Consider the following 26,477-nt stretch of genomic DNA (forward strand, 5'->3'; position numbering starts at 1 on the left):
ATTCTTAACCAAAGAGAATAAGGGAAAATAACTCAGGTTAAAAATGTAACATCCATTAAAAAATCAATTTTACAGAATAAAACACTAAAGAAATTCAAAAAATAATAACAAACAACCATAGATTTAGTCATTAATAGATTATTTAGAAAAAACACTTAGAGATATAGCAAATTAAAAACAAGCTTAAAAAAACCACAAAACATTATATTTCATACAGTTATAATGTTTTTCATTTGTTCTGAATTTGTTAAAACTTGCGGTATATTGCTTTGTGCTTTATAAAGCTAGCAGCATTAGCAAACACACAAATAATTAAAATACAGAGAATCATCATGAGCAATCAAAGTAGTGGCACTTTTATGGGCCACCCAAAAGGCTTGTTCCTCCTGTTTAGTACAGAGCTTTGGGAACGTTTCTCCTACTACGCCATGCGCGCAATATTGGTTTTATATTTGACAGATAAAACCATTAATGGCGGCTTAGGCTGGTCGACTCAAGACGCATTACAGCTATACGGAACATACACAGGTCTTGTCTATTTCACGCCTCTTATTGGTGGTTGGATTGCCGACAACATTTTAGGCCAACGCCGTTCTATCATCATTGGTGGTATCTTAATGGCAATTGGTCAATTCACTTTGGCCCTACCACACAGTATGGTTGACCCTCATGCCGTGACATTCTTTTATATCGGTTTAGGATTCTTAGTTGTTGGTAACGGTCTATTTAAGCCAAATATCTCAACTATGGTTGGTGACCTATATAAAGAAGGTGATCATCGCCGTGACGGTGCATTCACTATCTTCTACATGGGGATCAACATCGGTTCTCTACTTGCAGGTGTTATTGCAGGTACTGCTTCTACAGTATATGGCTGGAAAGCGGGCTTCCTATGTGCTGGTATCGGTATGACAATGAGCCTTATTATTCAGCTCCTATTTGCAGAGCGTCTATTAGGTAATATCGGTAAAGTTCCAGCGGCGCATCGTGCAGCGGCAATGAACAAGAGCGGTAAGCAAGAGCCTCTAACAAAAGTAGAGCGCGATCGCCTAAAAGTTATCTTAGTGATGTGTACCTTTGTAATCGTATTCTGGGCAGGCTTTGAACAAGCGGGCGGTCTTATGAATATTTACTCTCAAGAGTACACAAACCGTATGATTGGTAGTTTTGAAGTACCTGCGGCATGGTTCCAGTCACTAAACCCATTCTTCATTATTATCTGTGCCCCTATCTTGGCGTCAATTTGGGTGAAAATGGGTAAAAATGAACCAGCATCACCAGTGAAATTTGCATTAGCAATGTTCTCTCTTGCGCTAGGTTTTGCTTGTATGATCGGTGCAGCATTAGAGCAAGGTGGCGATCTAACAGTTAAAACTTCTATGATGTGGTTAGTTGGCGCATATTTCTTCCATACTATTGGTGAACTATGCCTATCTCCTATCGGTCTATCACTAGTGACAAAATTAGCGCCTCTGCGTCTAGCTTCTCTTATGATGGGTGCTTGGTTTGGAGCTAATGCCATTGCGAACTATGTCGCTGGTATTGTCGGTTCTCGTCTAGGTGAAACAGGCCCATTGGCTATTTTCTCTGGTATTGCGATTACGGCAATCGTGGCAGGTGTTTTACTGCTTCTTCTATCAAATAAACTGATTGATTGGATGCATGGCGCTGAAGGTCATAAGACGGAAGAAGAAGTTGAAGTGAAAACAGCAAACGCTTAATCCCTTCATCTTCAAGTAAAAAAGGCGATCATTAGATCGCCTTTTTTATAAGTCAATGTGTTGGGATGTGCTGCAAAGTAATACTAAAATTAGCACAATCAATTTCACTCAAAGACAATCTAGCTCCTGAAGGTGCAATTTTCAGCTTAAAACCTTGATTAAAAAAGGCTTTCTGTCCTAACCATGCTTGCCCTGAAATAGTATGATTTTCTTCACTGGTTTGAACACTTCCGCCAATTCCAGCAGGCATTAAATTCAGTTGATGGTTTACTACATCAAACAGACCAAAAATACACTTAATATTAGAGGTATAACGAGAGTTTTTTATATGTTTTTCAATTTCTTGTAGTAGTTCAATAATATGGCTTTCATGTACTCGTTGTTGACGTAAATAGTCATTGAAAAAAGCGCGTATAAGCAGAGCTGTCGCCGTACCATGGCTTGGACACGAACTACAATCTATAACATAAAAAGCCAATCGACCATCCATTAGCCAAGTATAGTCTAAAAGCACAGGTGCCTTATCAGTGGTTTGCAGTACGTAGTAGTTTAATTGCCAACTGCCACAACTGGATTTTACTTCAGGCATCAATCCCGTTAATAACTCTCTGGCTGCAATAGGATCGTTATCCAACTCCTCAAAATGCCACGCAAGCTCTTCATCGATCGTATCGTTACGTTGCGGCCAAGTGGTAGAAGCATCACCAGCATTACCTTGTTGGATATCAGCAGCTTTAAATACTGTCATCATGGCAGACTTTAGCACCATAAAATTGTCTAAAGGCTTTACCAAATAATCTTTAACCCCTAATCGTAGCGCTGTTGCAACATCTGCCATTGCCCCCGTTCCCGATACCACAATGATAGGCAGCATAGGGTATTGAACTACGGCTTCTTCAACAAACTCCATTCCCGACATTATCGGCATCGATAAATCACACAACATCAAATCAGGAATCGCGTTTTGTAGCGCTTTTAGTCCCTGTAACCCATCCTCGGCATACCGAACAGAACAACCTTGATGCTGGAGAAAAGCTGAAACCATATTGCGAAAAATAGGATCATCTTCCACAATCAGAATGTCTTTTCCTTCAAGCAATGACATGTACTTCTACTTCCAACTCTAGATAAAAAAAAGATGAATATAATAAATCACAATTATCATGCTGATTTATTAGGCATCTATATAGGTATAAGCATAGTGGAAAATGCTTTTAATATGATTTTTATTTGTTAAAAGCGTTTAATAGTTGCTAAATTTGCTAACAGGTTCAAAATATATTTCCTTAAAAGCCAAACAAAATTGGAAATAATGGCGATTTATTAGACTTTTTGTCTTTTTTAGCAAAACTTTTATTTTTTTGGGATATATTTGACCCGTTTTGTTATACAATTCCCCATTATCAGTTTTCAGTATTGACGTTTATATGAAACTTGACGATCTAAACTTATTCCGCATGGTTGTGGAAAATGGCAGTTATACCGCTGCCTCACGCAAAACCCAGGTGCCAGTTGCCACACTGACGCGTCGAATTCAAGCACTGGAAGAATGCCTGAACATTCGTCTATTGAATCGTCACGCCCGTAAGCTTTCACTTACTGAAGCAGGTCATAAGTTTTATGATGACTGTGCTCCTTTATTGCAACAGTTGGTTGATACTACTGAGCATATCAGTGAAGAGTGTAAAGGTGCCGCTGGTAAACTTCGCATTGCAGCGCCAAGTAACGTTACGAAAGTGATGTTACAACCTATGCTAAACCAATTTATGGTCGAGCATCCGGCAATTAGCATTCAACTTTATATGAGCAACGAACCCGATCAACTCGATCCAACTGATTGGGATGTTATCTTCCGCGTTGGTCCTCAACGTGACTCAACACTGATCGCTCGTCGTATCAATGAAGTAAAAGATATTCTGGTTGCAAGTCCTGAGTACTTAAAGAAAAACCCAGCACCGAAGCACGCTCAAGATCTGCACGAGCACTCATTGCTTAAAGGTAACCCTCTGCTGCGCTGGCGTTTAACTAATCACAATGGCGAAACAGTTACAATTACTGAGCGTGGTCGTTTTGAAGCGAGTGAATTAAATGTCGTTCGCCGAGCTTGTTGTGCTGGCCTTGGTATCACTTTGATGCCGGATGTAATGTTAGAAAACTACATCGAATCAGGTGAAGTTGTTCGTATTCTAGAGAACTGGTCTGCAAACCCTCGTGATGTGTATCTGATTTATAACCACCGTGATTATCAACCAGAGAAACTACGTCTGTTTATCGACTTTGCAAGTCATTACTTTGATTTGTAAAGACGAGTAGCGAGTAGCGAGTAGCGAGTAGCGAGTAGCGAAAGTTTTGGCATATTTATTTTTATGTCAATATACACTTACTACTCGCTTTATCTTGAAACTCGCCCACCCGAAATCTCTAAATCTCTTAATCTCTTAATCTCTTAATCTCTTAATCTCTTAATCTCTTAATCTCTTAATCTCGTCACCGATTCTTCCCTAATTTCCTTGCGCTTCATCACAAATCTAACTACACCTTAATATAAGCATCTCCATTCGTATTTACCTTTTTAATAGGGATTCTGCTTATGATTTGGGAACATGTCGTGGGTTTTTATCGTAACCCAATCCAAGAGTGGCATAGAGTAGATAAACATCATCAAACCATCCTTGTCAGCTTAGTACATATTGCTATTTTTGCTTTAATGCCCCCTGTAATGGCTTATTTATCAAGTGTCTATATTGGATGGGATGTTGGAATTGGCGAGCCTATATATTTAACCGCAACTAGCGCTTTAAATATGTCTTTGGCAATGTATTGCGCATTGATTATGGGGGTTATCGCCCTCGCCTATTTGACCTATTGGATGAGCCATACTTTTGGTTCCAATCCAACTTACGCCCAAGCCCTTGAGTTAGCAGCGTATACTACAACCCCTATTTTTATGGCCAGCTTTGCGGCATTGATTCCACATGTTTGGTTTTTGATGTTAGTTGGGTTATGTGCCGTTGCTTACTCGGTGTACCTACTTTACATCGGCGTCCCAATTTTGATGCACATCCCTAAAGAGCAAGGCTTTATTTACGCCAGTTCTATAGTAACGTCAGGTCTTGTGCTTTTGGTGAGTATTATTGCGAGTTCGGTGATTTTATGGAGTTATGGAATGGGGCCGGTGTTTGAGCATTAAGCGAGTAGCGAGTAGCGAGTAGCGAGTAGCGAGTAGCGAGTAGCGAGTAGCGAGTAGCGAGTAGCGAGTAGCGAGTAGCGAGTAGCGAGTAGCGAGTAGCGAGTAGCGAAATTCTTAGACATATTCATTTTTATGTCAATACATTCATTCTACCCGCTTTTTCTCGAAACTCGCAATCTATTAGTCTCGTAATCTTCGAAACTACCCTTCGTTATACAACTCAAGGTTAGCGAGATCTTGCAGCTTCTCTTGCTTACGTTTTGCCGTTTCAGAACGAAGTGCTTCAAGATGTTCAAGGTATGCTAAATCGACATCCCCTGTCACATAGTTACCATCAAAAACAGAAGTCTCAAACAGTTTGATATCTGGATTACCTTGCGCGACTGCATCAACAAGATCGCTCAGATCTTGGAAGATCAGACCATCGGCTCCGATCATTTTGCAAATTTCATCCACATCACGACCATGAGCAATCAACTCATGAGCAGATGGCATATCAATACCATACACATTTGGGAAGCGAACTTCAGGAGCCGCTGATGCGAGATAAACCTTACGAGCCCCAGCTTCACGAGCCATTTCTATAATCTGCTCAGAAGTGGTACCTCGTACAATAGAATCATCCACCAGCAATACACTTTTATCTTTAAACTCAGAGTTAATTGCATTGAGTTTACGACGCACAGATTTACGGCGCATTTGTTGTCCAGGCATGATAAAAGTACGACCAACATAGCGGTTTTTAACAAAGCCTTGGCGATACGGTTTGTCCAATGTACGGGCAATTTCTAATGCTGAATCACACGATGTTTCCGGAATAGGAATCACAACATCGATATCAATATCGTCCCATTCACGTTTGATTTTTTCGCCAAGTTTTGTCCCCATTAATACACGGGCTGCATAAACAGAGACTTTATCAATAAACGAATCTGGACGAGCAAAATAAACAAACTCAAACACACATGGGTTTAATGCTGGATTTTCAGCGCACTGCTGAGTAAACAGCTCTCGTTTATCAAACGTAATGTAGATTGCCTCACCAGGGGCGACATCGCGCATAAAGGTAAAACCTACCGCATCTAACGCAACGGATTCTGATGCCACCATATATTCGGTAATGCCATTAATTTCGCGTTGGCCGATACACAAAGGACGAATGCCATTTGGATCACGAAAAGCAATCAGACCATGGCCAATCACCATAGCCACAACGGCGTAAGCACCTTTAACCGTGCGATGAACATTACTTACTGCGGTAAAGATGTCATTTGGTGTTAATGGATAAGAGGTAGCATTTTCCAATTCATAGGCAAGAACATTAAGAAGAATTTCAGAATCGGAGTTGGTATTGACGTGACGTTTAGCTTGTTCAAACAAAGAGGCGGTAATGGCATCGGCGTTAGTTAAATTGCCGTTATGAGCTAAAGAGATACCATAGGGAGAGTTAACATAAAATGGCTGAGCTTCTGAAGCGTTAGAACTACCAGCAGTTGGATAGCGTACATGGCCAATTCCGACCGTTCCTTGTAAGCGCTGCATGTGCTTAACTTGGAACACATCTCGTACTAAACCATTAGCCTTCCTCAGACGGAAACGATTGCTTTCTAAGGTAACAATACCAGCTGCATCTTGGCCACGGTGCTGTAACACAGTTAGCGCATCATAAATAGACTGGTTTACAGGAGTTTCCCCCACGATTCCGACAATACCACACATTTTGTTTAAATTCCTCGTCGTGCATTAAATATCAAGGACTTACACTTAAGCCCTTGATATGAACTAACATCATTTGATATTAGGTAAAAAGCTCGAAGTTTCCTTGAGGTATGAGAAGAACCATTCAATCACAACGCCAAACTGAGGGATCAACTGAGATTGTTTCCACCACTCAGAGCTCGAAAAGCTGGTAAAGGCGTCAAGAAAGAAGAGAACCGCTGACACAATCAGCACGCCTCGAATACCACCAAAGACAATCCCTAACACCCTATCTGTGCCAGACAGCCCAGTTTTCTGAACAAGCTGCCCAATCACATAGTTTACTATTGCCCCCACAATGAGAGTGGCAATAAATAATGCGGCAATCGCACTACCATTTCGCAATATCGTATCGTGAATATTAGTGAAATGACTCGCTAACTGTGGATAGAAGTGACTCGCCACAAAAAACGCGCCAAACCAGATCACTAACGACAGTGCTTCTTTAACAAAACCACGGACTAAACTTATCAGAGCCGATAAGCCAATCACGCCAATAATTACATAATCAATCCAGATCATTTTTGATACTTTTCGTCTTGTTGATGCGTATTCTAACAGAAAAAATGAGAACGCAAACGTTTTCCTAAGGATTTAGTGGGTTAAATTTGAACACTCGACCTTTTAATCCCGTAATCTTTTGTAACTGTCCAATTTGCCCTGTCAGCTTATCTTTTGACGTTTCAGGACCAACAATAACTCGAACATATTGACCAGATTTTGGATTTTTTGGCGACAAGTGAGCTTGATAACCAACCGCTTGAAGTTTTTCAACTAAGGCTTGAGCATTAGAAACATTACTAAACACGCCTAACTGAATCGCCCATGAACCACTGGTTGTTGTTGCCGGTTTTTCTGGCTTAGGCTGCGGTTTCACAACAGGCTTTGGCTCAGGTTTGGGCTTGGGTTGTGGTTTTGGCTCAGGCTTCACTACAGGTTTTGGCTCGGGTTTAGGTTGAGGCTTAACCGCAACAACTGGAGTCGTTTCCGTAGCGCTTAAATCTGCATTTTGCTTATGCTCAGATTGCGAATGATCTATTGTCACCTCAGCCGGATCTTCAGGCAACGCGACTTGCTCCTCCGTAGGATCTGGAACTGTCGTATACTTTTCATCTTCGCCTGCTTTTGGCTGCAACGGTATACTAGCGAACTCTTCTTTATAATGCTCTTTCTGCCCATCAAAAATATCAGGCAGAACAACAACCCCTACGGAGACTAAAATTACGGTTCCGATCAGGCGATTTTGAAACTTACTCGCCACGTACACTCCTATTTATCAACGCAACGGGGCTCAAATCAATCGAGCCCCAAACTTTAATTTTTTAAGTAATCTGATATCTGCCCTACAGTGTAAAACGAGCCAAATACGATTACCATCTCATCAACCTCAACTTGTGTAAGAGCTTGGTTAAATGCTTCTATTGGCTTATTAAACATCTGACAAGGCGCATTAAGGTGAGCCACAATTTCATCGGCTTTAGCAGCACGAGGGCCTTCTAATGATGCAGGATACCAACAATCGACCACATCTTGCATTTCAGCGATAGTTGAAGCAATGTCTTTGTCATGCAGCATAGCAACAACCGCATGAACTTTATTTATCCCTTCTCGCTGCTTTAGCTTAGTCAACTGATTAGCAAAATAATTCGCTGAATGTGGGTTATGAGCGACATCCATGATAATGAGCGGTTGCTCTTGTACTCGCTCCATACGTCCAGGCAAAGATGCAGCCTTTAGACCTGCGACAATATGTTCATCAGTAATCTTTAATTCAGAAGCACCTAGAGCCATCAAAGCGGTTGCAGCATTTGGCAAAGGCAACGATGGAATTGGCAGATCGACTAAATCAAACGCCCCACTGTGCCAGCTCCAAGTTTGAGCCTCTTCATCAACTTTATAATCGAATTGATAACCCACTTGAAACAGCTCAGCACCAATATCATCAGCATGAGCAGCAACAGTTGCCGGTGGATGCGGTTGTCCACAAATAGCCGGTTTATTGGTTCGGAAAATCCCCGCTTTCTCATAACCAATCACATTAATGTCATCGCCGAGCCAATCAACATGATCGATAGCTAAACTGGTAATAACCGTTACATCGTGATCCACAATATTCGTTGCATCCAATCGGCCACCTAATCCCACTTCAAGTACAACCACATCCACCAGATGCTGTTTAAATAATGTAAGAGCCGATAAGGTACCAAATTCAAATAGACTTAAACTGATCTCACCACGCTGCTGCTCAACAGAAGCAAATGCTTGGCTATGTTCACTATCATCGAGCTCTTTACCGTTAATTCGCACACGTTCATTGTAACGAATCAAATGGGGAGAGCTGTAAACACCAACTGAATAACCTGCTTGCATCAGAATGGATTCCAACATGGCACAAGTAGAACCTTTACCGTTGGTACCTGCTACCGTAATAACCGTGGGAGCGGGTTTAGTGAGTTTTGATTTTTGTGCTACGGCTTGGACGCGATCTAGCCCTAAATCGATGGCACTGGTATGAAGTTGTTCAAGGTAAGTCAACCAAGTGGCAAGTGGCGCCATGGCTGATGGAGCAGTCAATCCTGACATGAAAGTATCAATCACTTGTAAGTACTAAATATGGGTTAATTTAGCATAAGTGGGGGTGTGGGGCGAGTGGCGAGTGGCGAGTGGCGAGTGGCGAGTGGCGAGTGGCGAGTGGCGAGTGGCGAGTGGCGAGTGGCGAGTGGCGAGTGGCGAGTGGCGAAATTTTGGGATATATTCATTTTATGTCAATACATTCTTTCTACCCACTCACTTTTACGTGTTACGAGAATCTCAAAATAAAGATTCTCATAACACGCCACAAGATAATTATTCTTGCTCATCTTCCTTAATAACCGCCTCTTCTTCAGCAGTTAATTCAGGTTGATGGTTCTGCGAATCAAGGGCAGGCTGATTTGTCAGTTTTGCTACTAGACCAGCCACACGCTCACGCATTTCACGACGATCAACGATCATATCAATTGCGCCGTGCTCAAGCAGAAATTCACTGCGTTGGAAACCTTCAGGCAGCTTTTCACGTACCGTTTGCTCAATAACACGCTGACCTGCAAAACCAATTAGTGCCTTAGGTTCACCAATATTGATATCACCTAGCATAGCCAAAGAAGCCGATACGCCACCCATGGTTGGATCTGTTAGAACCGAAATGAACGGCAAACCTTTTGCAGATAAACGCTCAAGTGCTGCGCTGGTTTTCGCCATTTGCATTAGAGACATTAACGCCTCTTGCATGCGGGCACCGCCACTTGCAGAGAAACAAATTAGCGCACAGTTATTGGCAATAGCTTCATCCACCGCACGTACAAATTTAGCGCCTACAACCGAACCCATTGAACCGCCCATAAAAGAGAATTCAAATGCACTCGCAACAATCGGCAAATTGTGAACCGTACCTTTCATAACAATCAGAGCGTCTTTCTCACCACTGCTCTTTTGGGCAGCAGATAGACGATCCTTGTATTTTTTTGAATCACGGAATTTTAGCTTATCCATAGGCTCAAGTTCAGCGGCGATCTCAACTTGACCTTCTGCATCTAAAAATGTTTCTAGACGACGACGCGCTTTCATACGCATATGGTGGTTACATTTAGGACATACTTCTAGGTTACGCTCTAGATCCGCGTGATACAGTACTTGCTCACAAGAAGTACATTTCGTCCAGACGCCTTCAGGAATTGAAGCTTTGCGTGATGTAACTATGTTGCTTTTCGTTAGAATTTTTTCAAGCCAGCTCATGAATGACCTTTTCTCTGGTTTCCCCCGCTCATCCAAGCCGGAGAGATAAATTACGCATTTATTGGAGTTAGATTAAAACATAAAGTTGCAGCTGTGTAGATAAAAAACTGGTATTACCTTCGCAAGGCAAAGAAACAAGGAAGAGCGGGAAAAAAGGGGAAGGGCTAAAAGATCAGGAAAATAAAGTACTGGATTTTAGCCAGTAAAGTTGGTTCCAGCTCTTCCTAGTCCCTTTTTTTCCCGCTCTTTCCCATTTACCTTCTTTTCCGGCTCTCTCTATTGCCCTCTTTCCCTTTTCTTCCCGCACTTCCTAAAACCGTCTGTTTCTGCTCTTCCCTATTTCCCCGCTCTTCCCTATTTCCCCGCTCTTCCCTATTTACCTTCTTTTCCCTATTTACCTTCTTTGCCTGTCCATCCTTGTTCCTAACTATTTCAATCTGCTAAGAATAAAGGTCCCAGCGGCACTCGAGGTAAATTAAATTCTTGCGGGTAATCAACATCAACCAAATAGAGACCTTCAGCTTTGGCAGTCGCTCCCGCTAATGTGCGATCTTTTTGCTCCAACAACCACTTAATCCATTCAGGTTTTTCTTCGCCTCGACCAACTTTAATTAAGCTACCCGTGATATTTCGTACCATATGGTGAACAAAGGCATTTGCTTTAATATCAATGATGACATAGTTACCTTGGCGCGAAACATTCAGATGCATCAAATTACGCCATGGGCTACGGGATTGACAATGTACCGCACGAAAAGAGGTAAAGTCATTTTCACCAAGCAGGTATTGTCCAGCTTCATGCATTTTTTTCTCATCGAGATCACCGTGATAGTGACTCACCCCCGAGCTTAAAATGGCAGGACGTAAAGCGTGATTATAAATAACATAACGATAACGACGAGCAGTAGCGGTAAAACGAGCATGGAAATCATCACTAACTTCTGCCGCCCAACGCACAGCAATATCACTAGGTAGATGTGCATTAACACCCATGGTCCAAGCTGCCATTTTGCGATTTACATTGACATCAAAATGCACAACTTGCCCAGTGCCATGAACGCCTGCATCAGTACGACCAGCACAAAATACATCCACTGGTTCATTGGCAATTTTAGCCAAGGCTTTTTCTAAACGTTCTTGAACACTATCTACTTCGCGTTGACGCTGCCAACCGAAATATTTAGCACCATCGTACTCGATACCTAACGCAATACGCATAATGACACTTACACTCTTTTCTAACAAATATGGGCGAAATCTTCGCTTAATGGGGGGGATTATAGGGGAATTGAAGATTAGGGGCTAGAGGGGGTTTAGGCCCTTATCTAGAAGCTAAGGGCCTATTTCAGTCAAACTAAGACACAGTGTCTTTGATTTTAATAATCATAAGTTACTTATCAATACAAACACCACTGGAACAATCTGGTAGATCAGCCCAGAACAGAACATCTTTTTCTTTAACAATACCCAACGTTAGCATCACTTGTACTAATGGTGATTTAAGAGCCTCTTCACGATCAGTAATAGTGTCAGATGAAGTAAATACAATAAAATTAACTTTATCGGCAGGAATTGTGAAGTACAGAGAGCTCGCAATACCAGCTACTGTATCAGGCAACATATCCGTCATCATCAAGACCTCAAATGAAATCTTGGCTGGAATATTGATCATATCAGGGAAGCTTCCAAGAATGATGTCGTTAATAACGCCACCAGCAGGATGCCCCTTGAAAAATAGATCGTAGTCTTCACCTAAATAATAAGGACTAGTTTCATTGATCGCATTATTAATCACATTTACTTGTTGCTGAGCATAATACTCTTTCGTTTCCCCCCCAGCCCAAGTTGTTGTGCCGGTAAAAATAAAGTTTGGTAATGGTGATTGTGAATATTGTTGTTGCAATTGCTCTTTATCAAAACCCACAATATCTAAAAATAGTGTTTGCTGAGAATCAGATAATTTAGCAAATTCATCCCATGGCATTTGCTTTGCGGCAGGACCTAAATAATTACGAAAATCATGTAGGTTCGCTTCAACATCAAGGTAGTCTTTGCGCAAAAAGTAATAATCAGTGTCATATAATTTATGCCAATTATAACGATTTCCCATCCACTTTGGTGCATCAGGAGATGTTCCTGCTAAATAATCAGCAAGAAGAGTTACCTCATTTTCTAATGCTTCTACCTTATTTGGTGTATCTTTCCATTGATATAAATTCACATATTCAGCAGAACCATCATCATATAAACTGATATGAGAAATCTTTATATTCTCGTTATTATATAAAGGTTGAATTATAGGTGCTAAATTATTTAAAGCATGGGTTGTATTTGTATAGATCTCTATATTTAAGCGATTTTTACTCTGAGCATACTCACCAATCGCTGCCACCATTTCTGGTGAGGTATTATTGCCTTTTAATGGATAAGTATGAATGTTTAACTTACTGGCATTATTAGCATCTACCGTTACACGCCCCCAAGAAACAAAACGTTGATTACTTGGGTATTCGTCTTTTGCTTGAATAATATGGACAAGTTGTTGTAGCGATGGTAAGGATGCATGATCGACATACACTTCTAGTGTAGGTGCAACAACAGTTAATGTTGTATTTGTGATGTACCTCTGATCGCCTGTAATACCTTTAAAAGTAAAACAATACTTTTCATCTTGCTTTAATTCTGGAGCCACAAAATTAAAAGAGATCGCTTGCTTGTCACTTTCACTCAAGATAGGTGTGCCACATGTTTGCTCCCAAGAATGAGATAAGAAAGAGCTAGGAGCATCAACAGGTGTCAGTTGGTAAGTTTCTGTTTCTACTACATCTGCAGAATTAGAGCTTACCGTTTCTTTCAAGCTGTCATTGTCACTATTACACGCTGAAAGTATAAAAATAGATAGAACTGTCAGTATTTTCTTCATATTAAGCACATTCACATAAAAAACTCTTAGTAGTATATTGCCTCATCTATTTAAGATGATGTTTACATTTGCTTTTTGTGAGATATGTCTCATTTGATTTCAGGTTCAATACCAACATAAAAATATCAATTGAAAATTATTATTTACAAACTGTCATACCAATAAGTAAAAAATAATGAAGCTCATTAAAAGCGCATACTATGCCACACCAGCCTTATGATGACATAGCACGCTTTAAGAGACTCAATCGTTTACGCCTTAAAACAGAACATTTGAAAAATTAGTTATTCAACAACTTCTCAGCTTCTGCTTTCACAGCCCCATCCGCTTTTGCCGTTACCTCTTCAAGTAATTCAATCGCCCCTTCCTTATCATTCATTTCAAGATAAGCTTTGGCGAGATCCAATTTACTTGCTAGCTCAGCATGGTCATCCACGTCGGTATGAGCAATATTGGTTAACACGTCAGGAAATTCATCTAAGCCCACATCCAATTTTAAGGGTTGAGCATCTAACTCTTGAGCTAAGGCACTACCATCACCTTGTGTTTCTTTCATTAACTCATCAATGCTAATAAAAGAGTGCGGCTTAGGGTCCTGTGCAACAGAAATTAATTCACTGCCGGCCTCAGGTAAAGTTAGCTCTTCTGCTTGTTGAAAAGCTTTATACGCCCCTTTTTCCCGAACAGGTTCTAATTCATGTTCAATCGACTCAATAACAGAATCAATATCATCTTTAGCTAGACTTGGCTGCTGGCTCCAATCTTCATTTTCTAAGCTAGGGTCTTGAGAGACTTGGTGCCATAACGCTTGCTCATCAGAATCAAGATCGTCATCATCTTGAGTATCGTTATGTACATGAGCTAATAAGCCATCACGTTCAGCATCTGCTAACCCTAAATCGGGATCGGTCAGTAATGCCGCCATGTCCAATCCGGCGGATTCAACAAGCTCATGATCAAATTCTGATGGTAGCGGTTGTGCTGAGTTTGCTACATCGTCATCTTGAATCGGATGTGGAGGGCGCTGAGTCGAAAAGCCCTTTTCGCGCTCGTATTGCTCTAATTCATACTGCTCTTCAAATGAGGCCTGTAGCGCTTCATCTTCATTAAACTCAGGCAATGAGGCCGGATCATAATGGGCAAAGTCGTAATCTTTTTTCTTATGCTCATCAAATGCTGACGGTTCAGATGAAGGCTCAGATGAAGCATCGGTCATTGAAGGCTCGGAGATACTCTCTTTAGTTATCTCTTCACTAGATGCCAACTCTTGAGGTGGTATCTCTTTAGATTCAGAGAGCTTAGTGTCAATTGAGTCAAGTAACTCAGGAGCCTGCTGATAACGCTCCGAGGCTTCAACCGCTTCTTGTAATTGACGAACAACATTATCCAGTGCTCGTTGTTGATCTTCGTCTGACAGCGCTAGTTCTTCATCAAGTAAGCTTTCTGCTTCAGGATCATTTAGCGCGCTTTGCTCATCAAACTCAGGCAGATCATCAAGCTCAAACGCTTCAATATGTGATTCTGACTGCGCTTTTGTCTCCGGCATTGCATGACTATTAGGCTCTCTCTCATCAAGTTCATCTAACGCTGCCTGCTCATCAAAAATAGGAAATTCATCGATAGCTTGCGCTAAACTTTGCTTTTCTTCCGCTTCTTGACGATCAAGTTCGCGCTCTAACTCTTCAACCGTTAAAGGCTTAGCTTCTGGTGCCAAATAATCGTGCGGTGATGATTCCAGAGCCTCATCCACTAAGGTATGTTGCTCTAATTCTTGGTCTAGAAATTGATCTAAAATATCATCAATATCTTCTTCAGCGACTTGAGTCTGTAACGGCTCAATCTCCTGAGACTGTTCTACTGTTGCATTGATTGCCTCAGTTGGCTTTTCACCCCAGTCATCCACTAGCTCATCAAGTAGAGCCGTACTGTTTTCTTCGAGATCTAACGGTTGTTCTAAAACAATCTCATCGTCCTCATCGGGGATCAACTCATCAAGCAGTTGAACAGAATTTTCATCCAAATCGATATCGAGATCCGCACCTAAAAGATCGTCTTCGTCTGTTATGAGTTCATCCAGTAATTGAGTGCTGCTCTCTGAGATGGCGGTCTCAACTTCAGGTACTGTTTGTGATTCTGCACTAAGATTCGATGTAGGATTAGCACTCTCTGCAGCCAACTCTTCGCTGCTGATATCCAACTCGTCTATTGGTTTTTGAACTGAATCTTCAACAGTCGGTGATGTAAACAGTTCTTGCTCTAATTGTGGTTCTAAAGAAGCCTTCTCATTAGATACAACATCAGATGCTGGTTCAGAAGTTACGGGGTCTGCTAGTTGGCTATCAATATCAACCAGCAGATCATCTAACATGGATTGATCAAGAAGCTCTTGTTCTGATTTTGGCTCTAACGGTTCAAAGCTTTCATCAAGACCTTCGGATAAATCAAAGTCATCGCTATCAATATCAACTTTTTCTTGCTGTAACGAACGTTCCCATTGAGCAGCCAAATCTTCATCAGAATGAGACGTATCCATTTGATCAATAGCACGCTCCATCTCTTCTAGACCAAGTGCCGCTTCTTCACCATTAACGGAAACCGATTTAGACGACATATCCACATCGAAATCATCATTAAGGTCAAAATCATCCAAAAAGAAATTCGGCTCAGGTGCTGGATCAGATTGTGATGTTTCAGATTCAGATGGCTTTGACTCAGATAGCTTTGCTTCCGATAGCTCCGATTCAGATAGCCCTGTCTTTTCACTCTGTTTTAAATCACGATCTAAACTTTGCTCTAGCTTGTCATTACCATCAGCAAACAGATCGTCGTCAAATAGAAGATCATCTAATTCGTCTAGCTTATCTTCAGAGTCCAAATTAGGTTCAGAAGATGACGCATCATCAATAAGCGGTAGTTGCGAATTCTTTTCCGCTTGTTCTTCTTGCTCTTCTTTTTTGCCGCGTCGATATAAGAAGAACGCCAATAAGCCCGCTAACAATCCGCCAGGGATCAAACCAGCGGCAATCAAAGCAGTAGGATTATCAGCTAATTGATTGAGCCAAGAGGTTTTATTTTCTTCTGGTACTGCTTGTTCTTGTTGGCGCTGTTGACGGATAAAATTAATCACTTCATTGCGAAATTCATCATCATCGCCCACTTGTTCGCGCAAAGATGCCATCTCTTGTTGCATCTCAGCCAAACGAACTTTCAGCATATGATTACTTTCAATCAGCTGAGTCAGTTGTTCATCAGAGGCATTAACAGGATTGGAAACATCTTGTGGTAATGATGCTGCTACATTAGCACTTACAGCTTGTGGTTTAGGCGGAATCGCACCATCACGTTGCACCGAGGCCGTATTAGATTGATTCGATACCGTATTAGCTCCAGTGTTATCGTCCCCTGTTACCGAAGATGTCACCTGGGCAGGAGCAGGCGTAATAGCTTTAGGCTGCTCAGTATTTACCTTAGTTGCAGAAGATTGTTCCGTAATCGGTTCACCAGCATCGACCGCCATTGGCCCTAATACGGTCGCAGTAGCAACAGTTGCAAGCGCTGCTTTGGTTGCGGTATTGGTCGATGGAGAGACTTTATTGGCCGGTACTGTAGGTTTTGCCGGAATTGTAAAATGGTCAGCACTTTCAACAGTCGTCGATGTTGATTTTGCAGGATTTACAGCTGGCTTAGTTTGCAGTTTGGGTTGCGCTTTTGTTTGCGTGCGGGTTTGAGATGCAGGCGCAGCGTGTTTCACAGGGGCTTTTTTTACCACTGTTTTTTTAGCGCTTGGCTTGCTAGTCGCCGTTTTTTTATTTTTAGAGGCGTAAGGTTCACGTAATTTATCTTGTTCAAGCACGCGCCTAACAAGCTGAGTGTCTTCGCGCTTAACTTGAGCAAGCGTTGGCATCACTAAGTAACTGCCAGGTATCAATCCATGAATATTGTTATTTTCAAACGCTTGGGGGTTGATATGTTTAATGGCACCAATCACCTGATACACAGAAACTGAATTATTTGGTCGATGGCGCGAAGCAATTGACCATAACGTTTCCTTTGCGCTTGTTGGCCCATAACGGCGCACATTGGTATACGGTTTATTAGGTGTTTTCACATAATCGAACGATGACGATCGCATCTGTTCGCTGTGTTGTACCCACGCATTAGGATCTTCGTTTTCTGGACCAACGATACGTACAGTATTCGCGTATGCTGGTGCAATACCACCAAATGCGGTAGCTAATGCAACGGGAAGTAAAATTCGTTTAAGTGCTTGCGATAATTCGGACACTGCCTGCTATCCTCTCTGGCAGAGATTGACGACGACTAGTTCCATTCTAACAGCCCTTAAGTCATTGTTGTCATTATTTTGTTTTATTTTGTCGGCAGGAAGGGGAAAAACTTTAGGGGCTAGGGGCTAGGGGCTAGGGGCTAGGGGCTAGGGGCTAGGGGCTAGGGGCTAGGGGCTAGGGGCTAGGGGCTAGGGGCTAGGGGCTAGGGGCTAGGGGCTAGGGGCTAGGGGCTAGGGGCTAGGGGCTAGGGGCTAGGGGCTAGGGGCTAGGGGCTAGGGGCTAGGGGCTAGGGGCTAGGGGCTAGGGGCTAGGGGCTAGGGGCTAGAAATTTTGATTCCATATCTAATAGTGTCAAGCTCTTTGCTCTTGATCTTCCTAAAAACCTTCTTTTCCCGCTCTTGCCCTTATTCCTATTACCTTCTTTTCCCGCTCTTCCCTACCCCCCTATTTTACAACTTAAATATAATCAGAAATCAACTTCTCAGCGATCTGAACTGCGTTAGTTGCCGCACCTTTACGTACGTTATCAGCTACAACCCACATGTTTAAACCACAAGGGTGACTGATGTCTTCACGAACACGGGCAACCATCACATGGTCTTTACCTGTAGCGTCGCTCACTTGAGTTGGGTACTCTGCACCGTGGAACAGTTCAATACCTTCGGCGTTTTCAAGTAGCTGTAGCGCTTCTTCAATATTAACTGGCTGTGCAGTTTCAACGTGAACCGCTTCAGCATGACCATAAAAAACAGGTACACGCACACAAGTTGGATTCACACGGATATTTGGATCACAGAAAATTTTCTGCGTTTCCCACACCATTTTCATCTCTTCTTTGGTGTAACCATTATCCATAAACTGATCGATATGAGGTAGACAGTTAAATGCAATCTGCTTTGGATAAGCGTTAGTTTCAACCGGTAGACCGTTTAACAGTTTAGCCGTTTGACCTGCTAATTCATCCACGCCTTTTTTACCAGAACCGGATACCGATTGGTATGTTGCCACGTTAATACGTTCAATACCGTATGCATCATGGATAGGCTTAAGTGCCACCAGCATTTGAATTGTTGAACAGTTTGGATTAGCAATAATATTGCGGTTACGGTACTCAGCAATGGCTTCTGGGTTCACTTCTGGAATAACCAAAGGAACATCGTAGTCGTAGCGGAAACGTGATGTGTTATCAATAACAATAACACCTTCATCAGCTGCGATAGGAGCCCAACGCTCAGACGCTTCGGCACCTGCTGAGAATAGCGCAATCTGTACCTGACTCCAGTCGAAATCTTCAACGTCAGTGACACGTGCTGACTTACCCTTAAAGCGAAGTACTTTACCTGCACTGCGATCAGACGCTAGCAAGTATAGGTTACGAACTGGGAACTGACGCTCCTCAAGTACTTCAACCATAGCTTCACCTACCGCACCAGTCGCACCTAGTATCGCGATATCAAATTCCTGACTCATGAGTTTCCTCTACAACAGTAAAACCTAATTTAGCCAGAGACTCTACCGCAAAAGCAGCCTCGCCCGCCACTGTAATCGCACTATATTCACGGCGATCCCAGTAATTTTTTCTCATTTGGTCAAAAGCTGACGCCATTTGTGAAGAATCATCCCCTGTTTTAAACATCTCAAAGCGGAATATTCCATCATCTTTACGCACATCGTAAATGAGCTGAGTTAAATTAAACAAACTCGCCTCATCCCACATACGACTTAACTGAACATAAGGGATAGGAGCAACAGGCAACAACTCTTTAGCATCGGCATATAACGGTGAGCCTATAAACTGGCAAAAAGCATTAAAGACCATGGTTGTACCACGAGCTTTACCTTCTAAACCGTAGCCAGCAATATGGGGAGTAGCAAAAGCCAACAGCGGCAAGAGTTCCAGATCAACCAAAGGCTCTTGTTCAAATACATCTAGTACTGCAGTCAGCGTTTTTTCCCCTTGCTGAGAGTCAATCAGAGCTTGCTTCAATGCTTGATTATCTACTACAGGACCACGCGCAGCATTAATCAAAATAGCGTTATTCTGCATCTTAGCCAAAAATGCCGAATCAACTAAATGATGGGTTGGATACAAACCGGTTCGGGTAATTGGCGTATGTAACGTAACGACATCACATTGCGCTAAAATCTCATCGACGGTATGAAACTGACGCGGATCGCCTTGCTCTTGCTTTAAAGGATCATTAAGTAAATAGCGAATACCTAGCGCATCTAAACATTGCGCCAGATACGTTCCGACGTTTCCCGCGCCAATAATACCAACTGTTTTATCAAAGATGGAAAAGCCGTGTTGCTGCCCTAAAACCATGAGACTACTGATAACGTATTCAGCGACCCCAACTTTGTTACAACCTGGAGCGGCGGTAAAAGTAATGCCTTTTTCTGCCAACAGCGTTTGATCAACATGATCATCCCCTGCTGTTGCGGTGCCGACAAATTTAAGCTTATTGGCTTGAGTGAGCAGTTCACGATTTACTTTGGTGACCGAACGGATCATTAACGCGTCAATATCAACCAGATCGGCAGGCGTTAAGCTACGACCCGGTTTTGCAATCACTTCGCCTAACTGACTAAATAACTCGTGCGCATACGGCATGTTTTCATCGATGAGTATTTTCAATGTGATGTCCTTTATTGTTGTCATCTCCTATCAGTGAGTACGACGAACGAGATAGGAGATCTCATAAAACGCGTTGTTATATTGAAAATAATCTCACATCTTACGCACTTTGTTGGAGATCCCGGATAGCTCGTTCCTCACTTCCGGGATGACAGAATTCCTAAAACTTAATCCGCTCCAAACAAATCACGGGTATAAACCTTATCAGCAACGTCTGCCAACTCTTGTGCCATACGGTTTGACACAATCACATCCGACATTGCTTTAAACGTATCTAAATCTCGAATCACTTTAGAGTTAAAGAAATCGTCTTCTTTTAATACTGGCTCATAAACCACAACTTCAATGCCTTTCGCCTTAATTCGCTTCATGATGCCTTGAATGCTAGATGCGCGGAAATTATCAGAACCAGACTTCATGATTAAGCGATACACACCTACCACTTTTGGTTGCTTGGCAATAATAGAGTCGGCAATAAAATCTTTACGAGTGGTATTGGCATCAACAATTGCACCAATAATATTATTCGGTACATCACAATAGTTGGCACGAAGCTGCTTGGTATCTTTTGGCAAACAGTAACCGCCATAGCCAAACGATGGGTTGTTATAGTGATTACCAATACGAGGGTCTAAACCCACACCTTCAATGATTTGGCGAGCATCTAAACCATTGGTTGCCGCATAGGTATCTAGCTCATTAAAGTAAGCAACACGCATCGCAAGATAGGTATTTGAGAACAGCTTTACCGCTTCTGCTTCGGTGGAGTTGGTAAAGAGCATTGGGATATCGTCTTTGATTGCCCCTTCTGCAAGCAAATGCGCAAACACTTGAGCTCGCTCACTCTGCTCACCAACAATAATACGAGATGGGTACAAGTTATCGTATAGCGCACGACCTTCACGTAAAAACTCAGGAGAGAAAATTAGGTTCTCGCAACCCAATTCTTGTTTAATGCGTTGTGTGTACCCTACTGGGATGGTTGATTTGATAACCATTGTTGCCGTAGGATTTTTCACCATCACATCTTTAATAACCGCCTCTACAGAACCAGTATTGAAGTAGTTCGTCGCTGTATCATAGTCGGTTGGTGTCGCGATAATAACAAAATCTGCGCCATCGTAAGCAGTTTCAGAGTCGGTTGTTGCCACTAAATTAAGAGGTTTTTCACGAAGATACTGCTCAATTTCAGCATCAACAATGGGAGATAATTTGTTATTAATTAAATCCACTTTTTCTTGAATGATATCTAAAGCAACCACTTGGTGATTTTGTGCCAATAACACGGCATTTGACAGACCAACATAGCCTGTACCTACAACAGTAATCTTCATTACACAACCTCAATAGTTTTTATATCAGAGCATGTTAGCTCTAATTGATAGGGTTAGTTTAGAGGAAAAGTAGCGCTCATTCCATAGGTGGTCTACTGTCACCTGCTATAGTGAGTAAAACGAACGAGATTGGAGATCATAGATCATATAGATCCCGGATAGCTCGTTCCTCTCTTCCGGGATGACAATGACGATTCGGATACAAAAAAGCCCGATCAAAAACTGATCGGGCAAATCCAGGAAATCGTGGGTTCCAAAATGTAGAAAAAATGCAGCAAACACTTTACTATTTCGGTAAAACTCACGTCGCGTCTGTTTTTGACACTGGCTTAGAGGATACTCAGATGTCTTTGGCTAGCCTCTTTGTACGCTTCTTTGCCAGTGTCGTCCTGGGAAAATTTGAATTTCGAGGTTTCGAGGTTTCGAGGTTTCGAGGTTTCGAGGTTTCGAGGTTTCGAGGTTTCGAGGTTTCGAGGTTTCGAGGTTTCGAGGTTTCGAGGTTTCGAGGTTTCGAGGTTTCGAGGTTTCGAGGTTTCGAGGTACTAAAGTTTGATCCCGTTCTATATGGTGTCAAGCTTTTTGCTCTTGATCTTCCTTATTTTCCCTCTCTTCCCTTTTCTCCCACCATCATTTTCCAAAGCCAATATTTCAATGACTCGTTAACTCGACTTCTCGACCACTCGAAACTATCAATTACCCTTCAAACTTCTTAATAACTAGCGTTGCGTTTGTACCGCCGAAGCCAAAGCTGTTTGACATAACCGTCTTCAACTCTTGCTCACGCATTTCAGTTACGATATCTAAACCTTGTGCTGCTTCATCTAGATTTTCGATGTTAATGCTTGGTGCAACAAAGTTGTTATCTAGCATTAGCGTTGAGTAAATTGCTTCGTGAACACCTGCCGCACCCAGTGCGTGACCTGTCATCGCTTTTGTTGCTGAAATAGCAGGACAGTTCTCACTAAATAGCTCTTGGATAGCACCTAGCTCTTTTACATCACCAACTGGAGTTGAAGTACCGTGAGTATTGATGTAATCCACTGGCGCATCAAGATCTTGCATTGCCATCTTCATACAACGAACCGCACCTTCACCTGATGGCGCTACCATGTCGTAACCGTCAGATGTTGCACCATAACCTACAACTTCACCGTAGATTTTCGCGCCACGAGCAAGAGCGTGTTCAAGTTCTTCAATAACAACCATACCGCCGCCACCAGAGATAACAAAACCGTCACGGTCTGCATCGTAAGTACGTGAAGCTTTTGATGGGTCATCATTATATTTAGTTGATAGAGCGCCCATTGCATCGAACATCATAGTCAAAGACCAATCTAGCTCTTCACCGCCACCAGCAAATACCACATCTTGTTTGCCAAGTTGAATCAGTTCTACTGCGTGACCGATACAGTGTGCCGAAGTTGCACATGCAGAACTCATGGTGTAGTTCACGCCACGGATCTTAAATGGCGTTGCTAAACATGCAGATACGGTAGAAGACATAGTACGAGGAACCATATAAGGACCTACACGCTTAACGCCTTTCTCACGCAGAATATCAACGGCAGCAACTTGGTTCATTGATGATGCGCCACCAGAACCGGCAACAAGGCCCGTACGCTCATTAGAAACTTGATCTTCAGTAAGGCCTGAATCAGCAATCGCCTGCTCCATAGATAGGAATGCATACGCGGCAGCATTACCCATGAAACGCATTTGTTTACGGTCGATGTGCTCAGCTGGGTTAATCTTTAGATCACCCCAAACTTGAGAACGAAGCTTCATCTCAGCAAATTGCTCAGAAAAGTTAATACCAGATTTGCCAGCTTTTAGGGACTCCAATACCTCTTCAACATTGTTACCAATACTAGAGATAATACCCATGCCTGTAATAACGGCTCGTTTCATGTTCAATTCCTACTGAATAACTGTTGATACACCAAAGTGTCTTGAAATAGATAATAACGACTTTACCACCAAAAAGTGGTCAGCTTTCCTAAAAATCCAGTACAATCTTGACAATTGTTACATTCTCGTCGATTTGTTCGCCACTTTTACGCCAACAAATTGCACAAATTCAGCAACGAGGTTCACTCTTTGTCTACTCAAGATACTAATCAGCACCCGGCTAAAATCGAAAATGCGGTACTGGATTGGAATGAATTAGGTACGCCTGTCTCCAACGATTTTGATGATGTCTATTTTTCTAATGCTAACGGTTTAGAAGAAACTCGCTATGTTTTTTTACAACAAAATGGCTTACCCGATCGTTGGAACGATTTTTCTCGCCGCCGTTTTGTCGTTGCTGAAACTGGCTTTGGTACGGGCCTTAACTTTCTTGCACTTTGGCAGCAGTTCAAAGCATTTCGCGCAGAAAACCCTGATGCCACAGTCAAAGAGCTGCATTTTATCAGTTTTGAAAAATTCCCAGTAACCTTAGAAGACTTAAAAAAAGCACATCTATCATGGCCTGAGTTAAGCGATCTTGCACAGCAACTTCACGCCCATTACCCACCTGCAGTAGCTGACTGTCACCGCATTATTTTAGAAGATGGTTTAATCACCCTAGATCTCTGGTTTGGTGATATCCAAGATTGTATGCCACAAGTGTGGACTGGCGATGAAGGAATTGTTGATGCTTGGTTCTTAGATGGGTTTGCACCAAGTAAGAATCTGGCAATGTGGAATCTGGATGTCTATAAAGGTATGCGTAACCTAGCGCGTTCAGGTTGTACGTTAGCGACCTTTACCGCAGCAGGCTTTGTGCGTCGAGAGCTTATTGAAGCTGGCTTTGAGATGAAAAAAGCCAAAGGATTTGGTCATAAACGGGAGATGCTAACTGGCACGATTGGTGAACGTTCAGCGCCAAGTAACACCAAACCTTGGTATCACATCAGCGCAAGAGCAGAAAACGATACCGCGCAGACCTTGAATGATATTGCCATTATTGGTGGTGGCGTAGCATCGGCTACAACAGCGCTTAGTCTCGTACGCCGAGGACAAACCGTTACCCTATACTGTAAAGATGAAAAACCAGCGCAAGGGGCTTCGGGCAATAAACAAGGTGCGGTCTACCCTCTGCTTAACGGTAATCATAATGCGCTCTCTCGCTTCTTTGCTCCTGCTTTTGTCTTTGCTCGTCAATTTGTTGAACAAACGGCGCAAAACAGCCAATTTGATCATGATTGGTGTGGTGTTGTGCAGTTGGCATTTGGGGAGAAGATGGGAGAAGAAGGGAATATAGGAAGAGAAGGAAAAGAAGGTAAAAAAGGAGGAGAAGGAAAAGCGGGAACGGAAGGTAAAGAAGGGGAAGGGAAAGAGGGAGAAGATACGAGTTTACTAGTTTCGAGTGACGAGTCTATAGAGCGTCAAGAAGAGGGAATAAAGGGAAGAGAAAAAAGTGCTGAAATGCGAAATAAGCAGCGTATTAAGCTTGATAAAATGCTGGCTGGCGGTTTTCCTAATGAATTGATTTGCGCGCTAGACCATCAACAAACTCATGAAGTAACTGGCGTTGAAACCGGCTTTGATGGGGTAAATTATCCACTCGGTGGCTGGCTTTGCCCTAAAGAGTTAACGCGAGCTTTAATTGAACAGGCGCAAGCAACGGGCCTTCTTACTCTTCATACTCAAAGTGAAGTGTGCAAGTTACAGCAAGAGAGTGATCAACGCTGGCAATTACAATTTAGCGATGGGCAGAGCAAACAGCATGCTTGTGTTGTGATTGCCAATGGTCATCGTTTTACTGACTTTGAACAAACAGCAAAAATTCCAGCTTATTCGGTACGTGGACAAGTAAGCCATATTCCAACTAATGAGCAGCTTGGCAAACTCAAAACCGTACTTTGTTATGATGGCTATTTAACACCTGAAAATCCGCATAGCCACACTCATTGTATTGGTGCCAGCTACGATCGTAACAGTGTAGATTTAGCCTTTAGCGAACAAAACCAGCATGATAACAAGCAACGTTTGATCGACAGCTTACCACAAGCTGAGTGGGCAAAATCGGTTGATGTTAGTGATAACCAAGCACGAGTTGGTGTGCGCTGCGCGACTCGTGATCACCTACCATTTATGGGAAATGTCTGTCGCTATGATGAGCTGTTAACTCAGTATGAAAACCTAAAAGAGATGCAAGCAAGTGCCGACAAGGTTCCTGTGTATAACAATTTGTTTGCTTTAATTGGTTTGGGTTCTCGCGGTTTAAGCTCAGCCCCGCTAGTAGGCGAAATGATGGCTTCGCAAATTTGTGGCGATCCGCTACCAATGCCATTATCGGTTCTTGAAGCGCTGCATCCGGGAAGAATGTGGGTGAGGAAGTTGGTTAAGGGGAGGAAGTTTGAGACCATACAGCCCCCTTGTTGAGATCCCGGATAGCTCGTTCCTCTCTTCCGGGATGACAAAGGTGCAAGTCATCCCCTACAGTGAGTGCAACGAACGCGATAGGAGATCTCATTTAGCGTATAATAAAAATGAAGATTTCTGGGACTCTACAGCCCTTTTTTGAGATCCCGGATAGCTCGTTCCTCTCTTCCGGGATGACAAAGGTACTGTCATCCCCTACAGAGAGTGAAACGAACGAGATAGGGGATCTCTTAAAGTATGTTGGAAAATGCATACTGATATCAATTTACGGTGTGCGGTAAAAGATCCCGGATAGCTCGTTCCTCGCTTCCAGGATGACAAAGGTGCTGTCATCTCCTACAGTGATTGAAACGAACGAGATAGGAGATCTCATTTAGCGTATAATAAAAATGAAGATTTCTATGACTCTATAGCCCTTGTTGAGATCCCGGATAGCTCGTTCCTCTCTTCCGGGATGACAAAGGTACTGTCATCCCCTACAGTAA

The 26,477-nt window shown here is 42.5% G+C and carries 17 protein-coding genes; 4 read left to right on the forward strand and 13 right to left on the reverse strand.

The annotated features are described in order from the left end of the window. Positions 1–332: 332 nt before the first annotated feature. Positions 333–1,721 carry a peptide MFS transporter gene (locus WAX86_RS10660; RefSeq protein ID WP_341488771.1) on the forward strand — a complete coding sequence of 463 codons (1,389 nt, stop codon included), beginning with the start codon at positions 333–335 and terminating at the stop codon, positions 1,719–1,721. Positions 1,722–1,773: 52 nt separating this feature from the next. On the opposite strand, the gene WAX86_RS10665 is transcribed toward WAX86_RS10660, so the two are convergent. Further along, the gene (locus tag WAX86_RS10665) at positions 1,774–2,826 is read right to left on the reverse strand and encodes a response regulator (RefSeq protein WP_341488772.1); all 1,053 of its coding nucleotides are present in this window, start codon (positions 2,824–2,826) and stop codon (positions 1,774–1,776) included. 322 nt (positions 2,827–3,148) lie between these two features. Here WAX86_RS10665 and WAX86_RS10670 point away from each other — a divergent pair, with 322 nt between their 5' ends. After that, positions 3,149–4,024, forward strand: a complete 876-nt coding sequence (locus WAX86_RS10670) for a LysR family transcriptional regulator (protein WP_036763424.1) — start codon at positions 3,149–3,151, stop codon at positions 4,022–4,024. Between the two features lie 287 nt (positions 4,025–4,311). Continuing rightward, positions 4,312–4,911 (forward strand): Yip1 family protein, encoded by a 600-nt coding sequence (locus WAX86_RS10675; RefSeq protein WP_341488773.1) that lies wholly within the window; start codon positions 4,312–4,314, stop codon positions 4,909–4,911. Between the two features lie 201 nt (positions 4,912–5,112). Here WAX86_RS10675 and purF read toward each other — a convergent pair whose 3' ends face one another. The 12 genes from purF to fabB form a co-directional block, all read right to left on the reverse strand. Then, entirely contained in the window at positions 5,113–6,630 is a 1,518-nt protein-coding gene (gene purF, locus WAX86_RS10680; protein ID WP_341488774.1) for an amidophosphoribosyltransferase, read from the reverse strand. Positions 6,631–6,699: 69 nt separating this feature from the next. Beyond that, a complete protein-coding gene (locus WAX86_RS10685) occupies positions 6,700–7,191 on the reverse strand; it encodes a CvpA family protein (protein WP_036763422.1) in 492 nt (163 codons plus the stop codon). A 64-nt stretch (positions 7,192–7,255) separates the two neighbouring features. After that, entirely contained in the window at positions 7,256–7,930 is a 675-nt protein-coding gene (gene dedD, locus WAX86_RS10690; RefSeq protein WP_341488775.1) for a cell division protein DedD, read from the reverse strand. Between the two features lie 53 nt (positions 7,931–7,983). Further along, a complete protein-coding gene (gene folC, locus WAX86_RS10695) occupies positions 7,984–9,252 on the reverse strand; it encodes a bifunctional tetrahydrofolate synthase/dihydrofolate synthase (protein WP_341488776.1) in 1,269 nt (422 codons plus the stop codon). A 264-nt stretch (positions 9,253–9,516) separates the two neighbouring features. Then, the gene (gene accD / locus WAX86_RS10700; RefSeq protein ID WP_151170571.1) at positions 9,517–10,443 is read right to left on the reverse strand and encodes an acetyl-CoA carboxylase, carboxyltransferase subunit beta; all 927 of its coding nucleotides are present in this window, start codon (positions 10,441–10,443) and stop codon (positions 9,517–9,519) included. 432 nt (positions 10,444–10,875) lie between these two features. Then, positions 10,876–11,661, reverse strand: a complete 786-nt coding sequence (gene truA / locus WAX86_RS10705; RefSeq protein WP_005298234.1) for a tRNA pseudouridine(38-40) synthase TruA — start codon at positions 11,659–11,661, stop codon at positions 10,876–10,878. Between the two features lie 172 nt (positions 11,662–11,833). Further along, complete coding sequence (locus WAX86_RS10710) at positions 11,834–13,366, reverse strand: hypothetical protein (protein ID WP_341488777.1); 1,533 nt, start codon at positions 13,364–13,366, stop codon at positions 11,834–11,836. A 280-nt stretch (positions 13,367–13,646) separates the two neighbouring features. Beyond that, on the reverse strand, positions 13,647–17,651 hold the full coding sequence (locus tag WAX86_RS10715; protein WP_341488778.1) for a FimV/HubP family polar landmark protein: 4,005 nt from the start codon (positions 17,649–17,651) through the stop codon (positions 13,647–13,649). A gap of 457 nt (positions 17,652–18,108) precedes the next feature. Beyond that, the gene (locus WAX86_RS10720; protein WP_005298228.1) at positions 18,109–19,122 is read right to left on the reverse strand and encodes an aspartate-semialdehyde dehydrogenase; all 1,014 of its coding nucleotides are present in this window, start codon (positions 19,120–19,122) and stop codon (positions 18,109–18,111) included. Further along, complete coding sequence (locus WAX86_RS10725) at positions 19,106–20,290, reverse strand: 4-phosphoerythronate dehydrogenase (RefSeq protein ID WP_341488779.1); 1,185 nt, start codon at positions 20,288–20,290, stop codon at positions 19,106–19,108. The genes WAX86_RS10720 and WAX86_RS10725 overlap by 17 nt, the downstream gene beginning before the upstream one ends. A 167-nt stretch (positions 20,291–20,457) precedes the next feature. After that, positions 20,458–21,624, reverse strand: coding sequence for a nucleotide sugar dehydrogenase (locus WAX86_RS10730; RefSeq protein ID WP_106224600.1), 1,167 nt, complete (start codon positions 21,622–21,624; stop codon positions 20,458–20,460). Positions 21,625–22,317: 693 nt separating this feature from the next. Continuing rightward, entirely contained in the window at positions 22,318–23,532 is a 1,215-nt protein-coding gene (gene fabB, locus WAX86_RS10735) for a beta-ketoacyl-ACP synthase I (RefSeq protein ID WP_005298224.1), read from the reverse strand. A 189-nt stretch (positions 23,533–23,721) separates the two neighbouring features. Here fabB and mnmC point away from each other — a divergent pair, with 189 nt between their 5' ends. Then, positions 23,722–25,992 (forward strand): FAD-dependent 5-carboxymethylaminomethyl-2-thiouridine(34) oxidoreductase MnmC, encoded by a 2,271-nt coding sequence (mnmC, locus tag WAX86_RS10740; RefSeq protein ID WP_341488780.1) that lies wholly within the window; start codon positions 23,722–23,724, stop codon positions 25,990–25,992. Positions 25,993–26,477 lie beyond the last annotated feature (485 nt).

The sequence above is a fragment of the Photobacterium damselae subsp. damselae genome (assembly GCF_038086725.1).
In the GTDB taxonomy this organism is placed as follows: domain Bacteria; phylum Pseudomonadota; class Gammaproteobacteria; order Enterobacterales; family Vibrionaceae; genus Photobacterium; species Photobacterium damselae.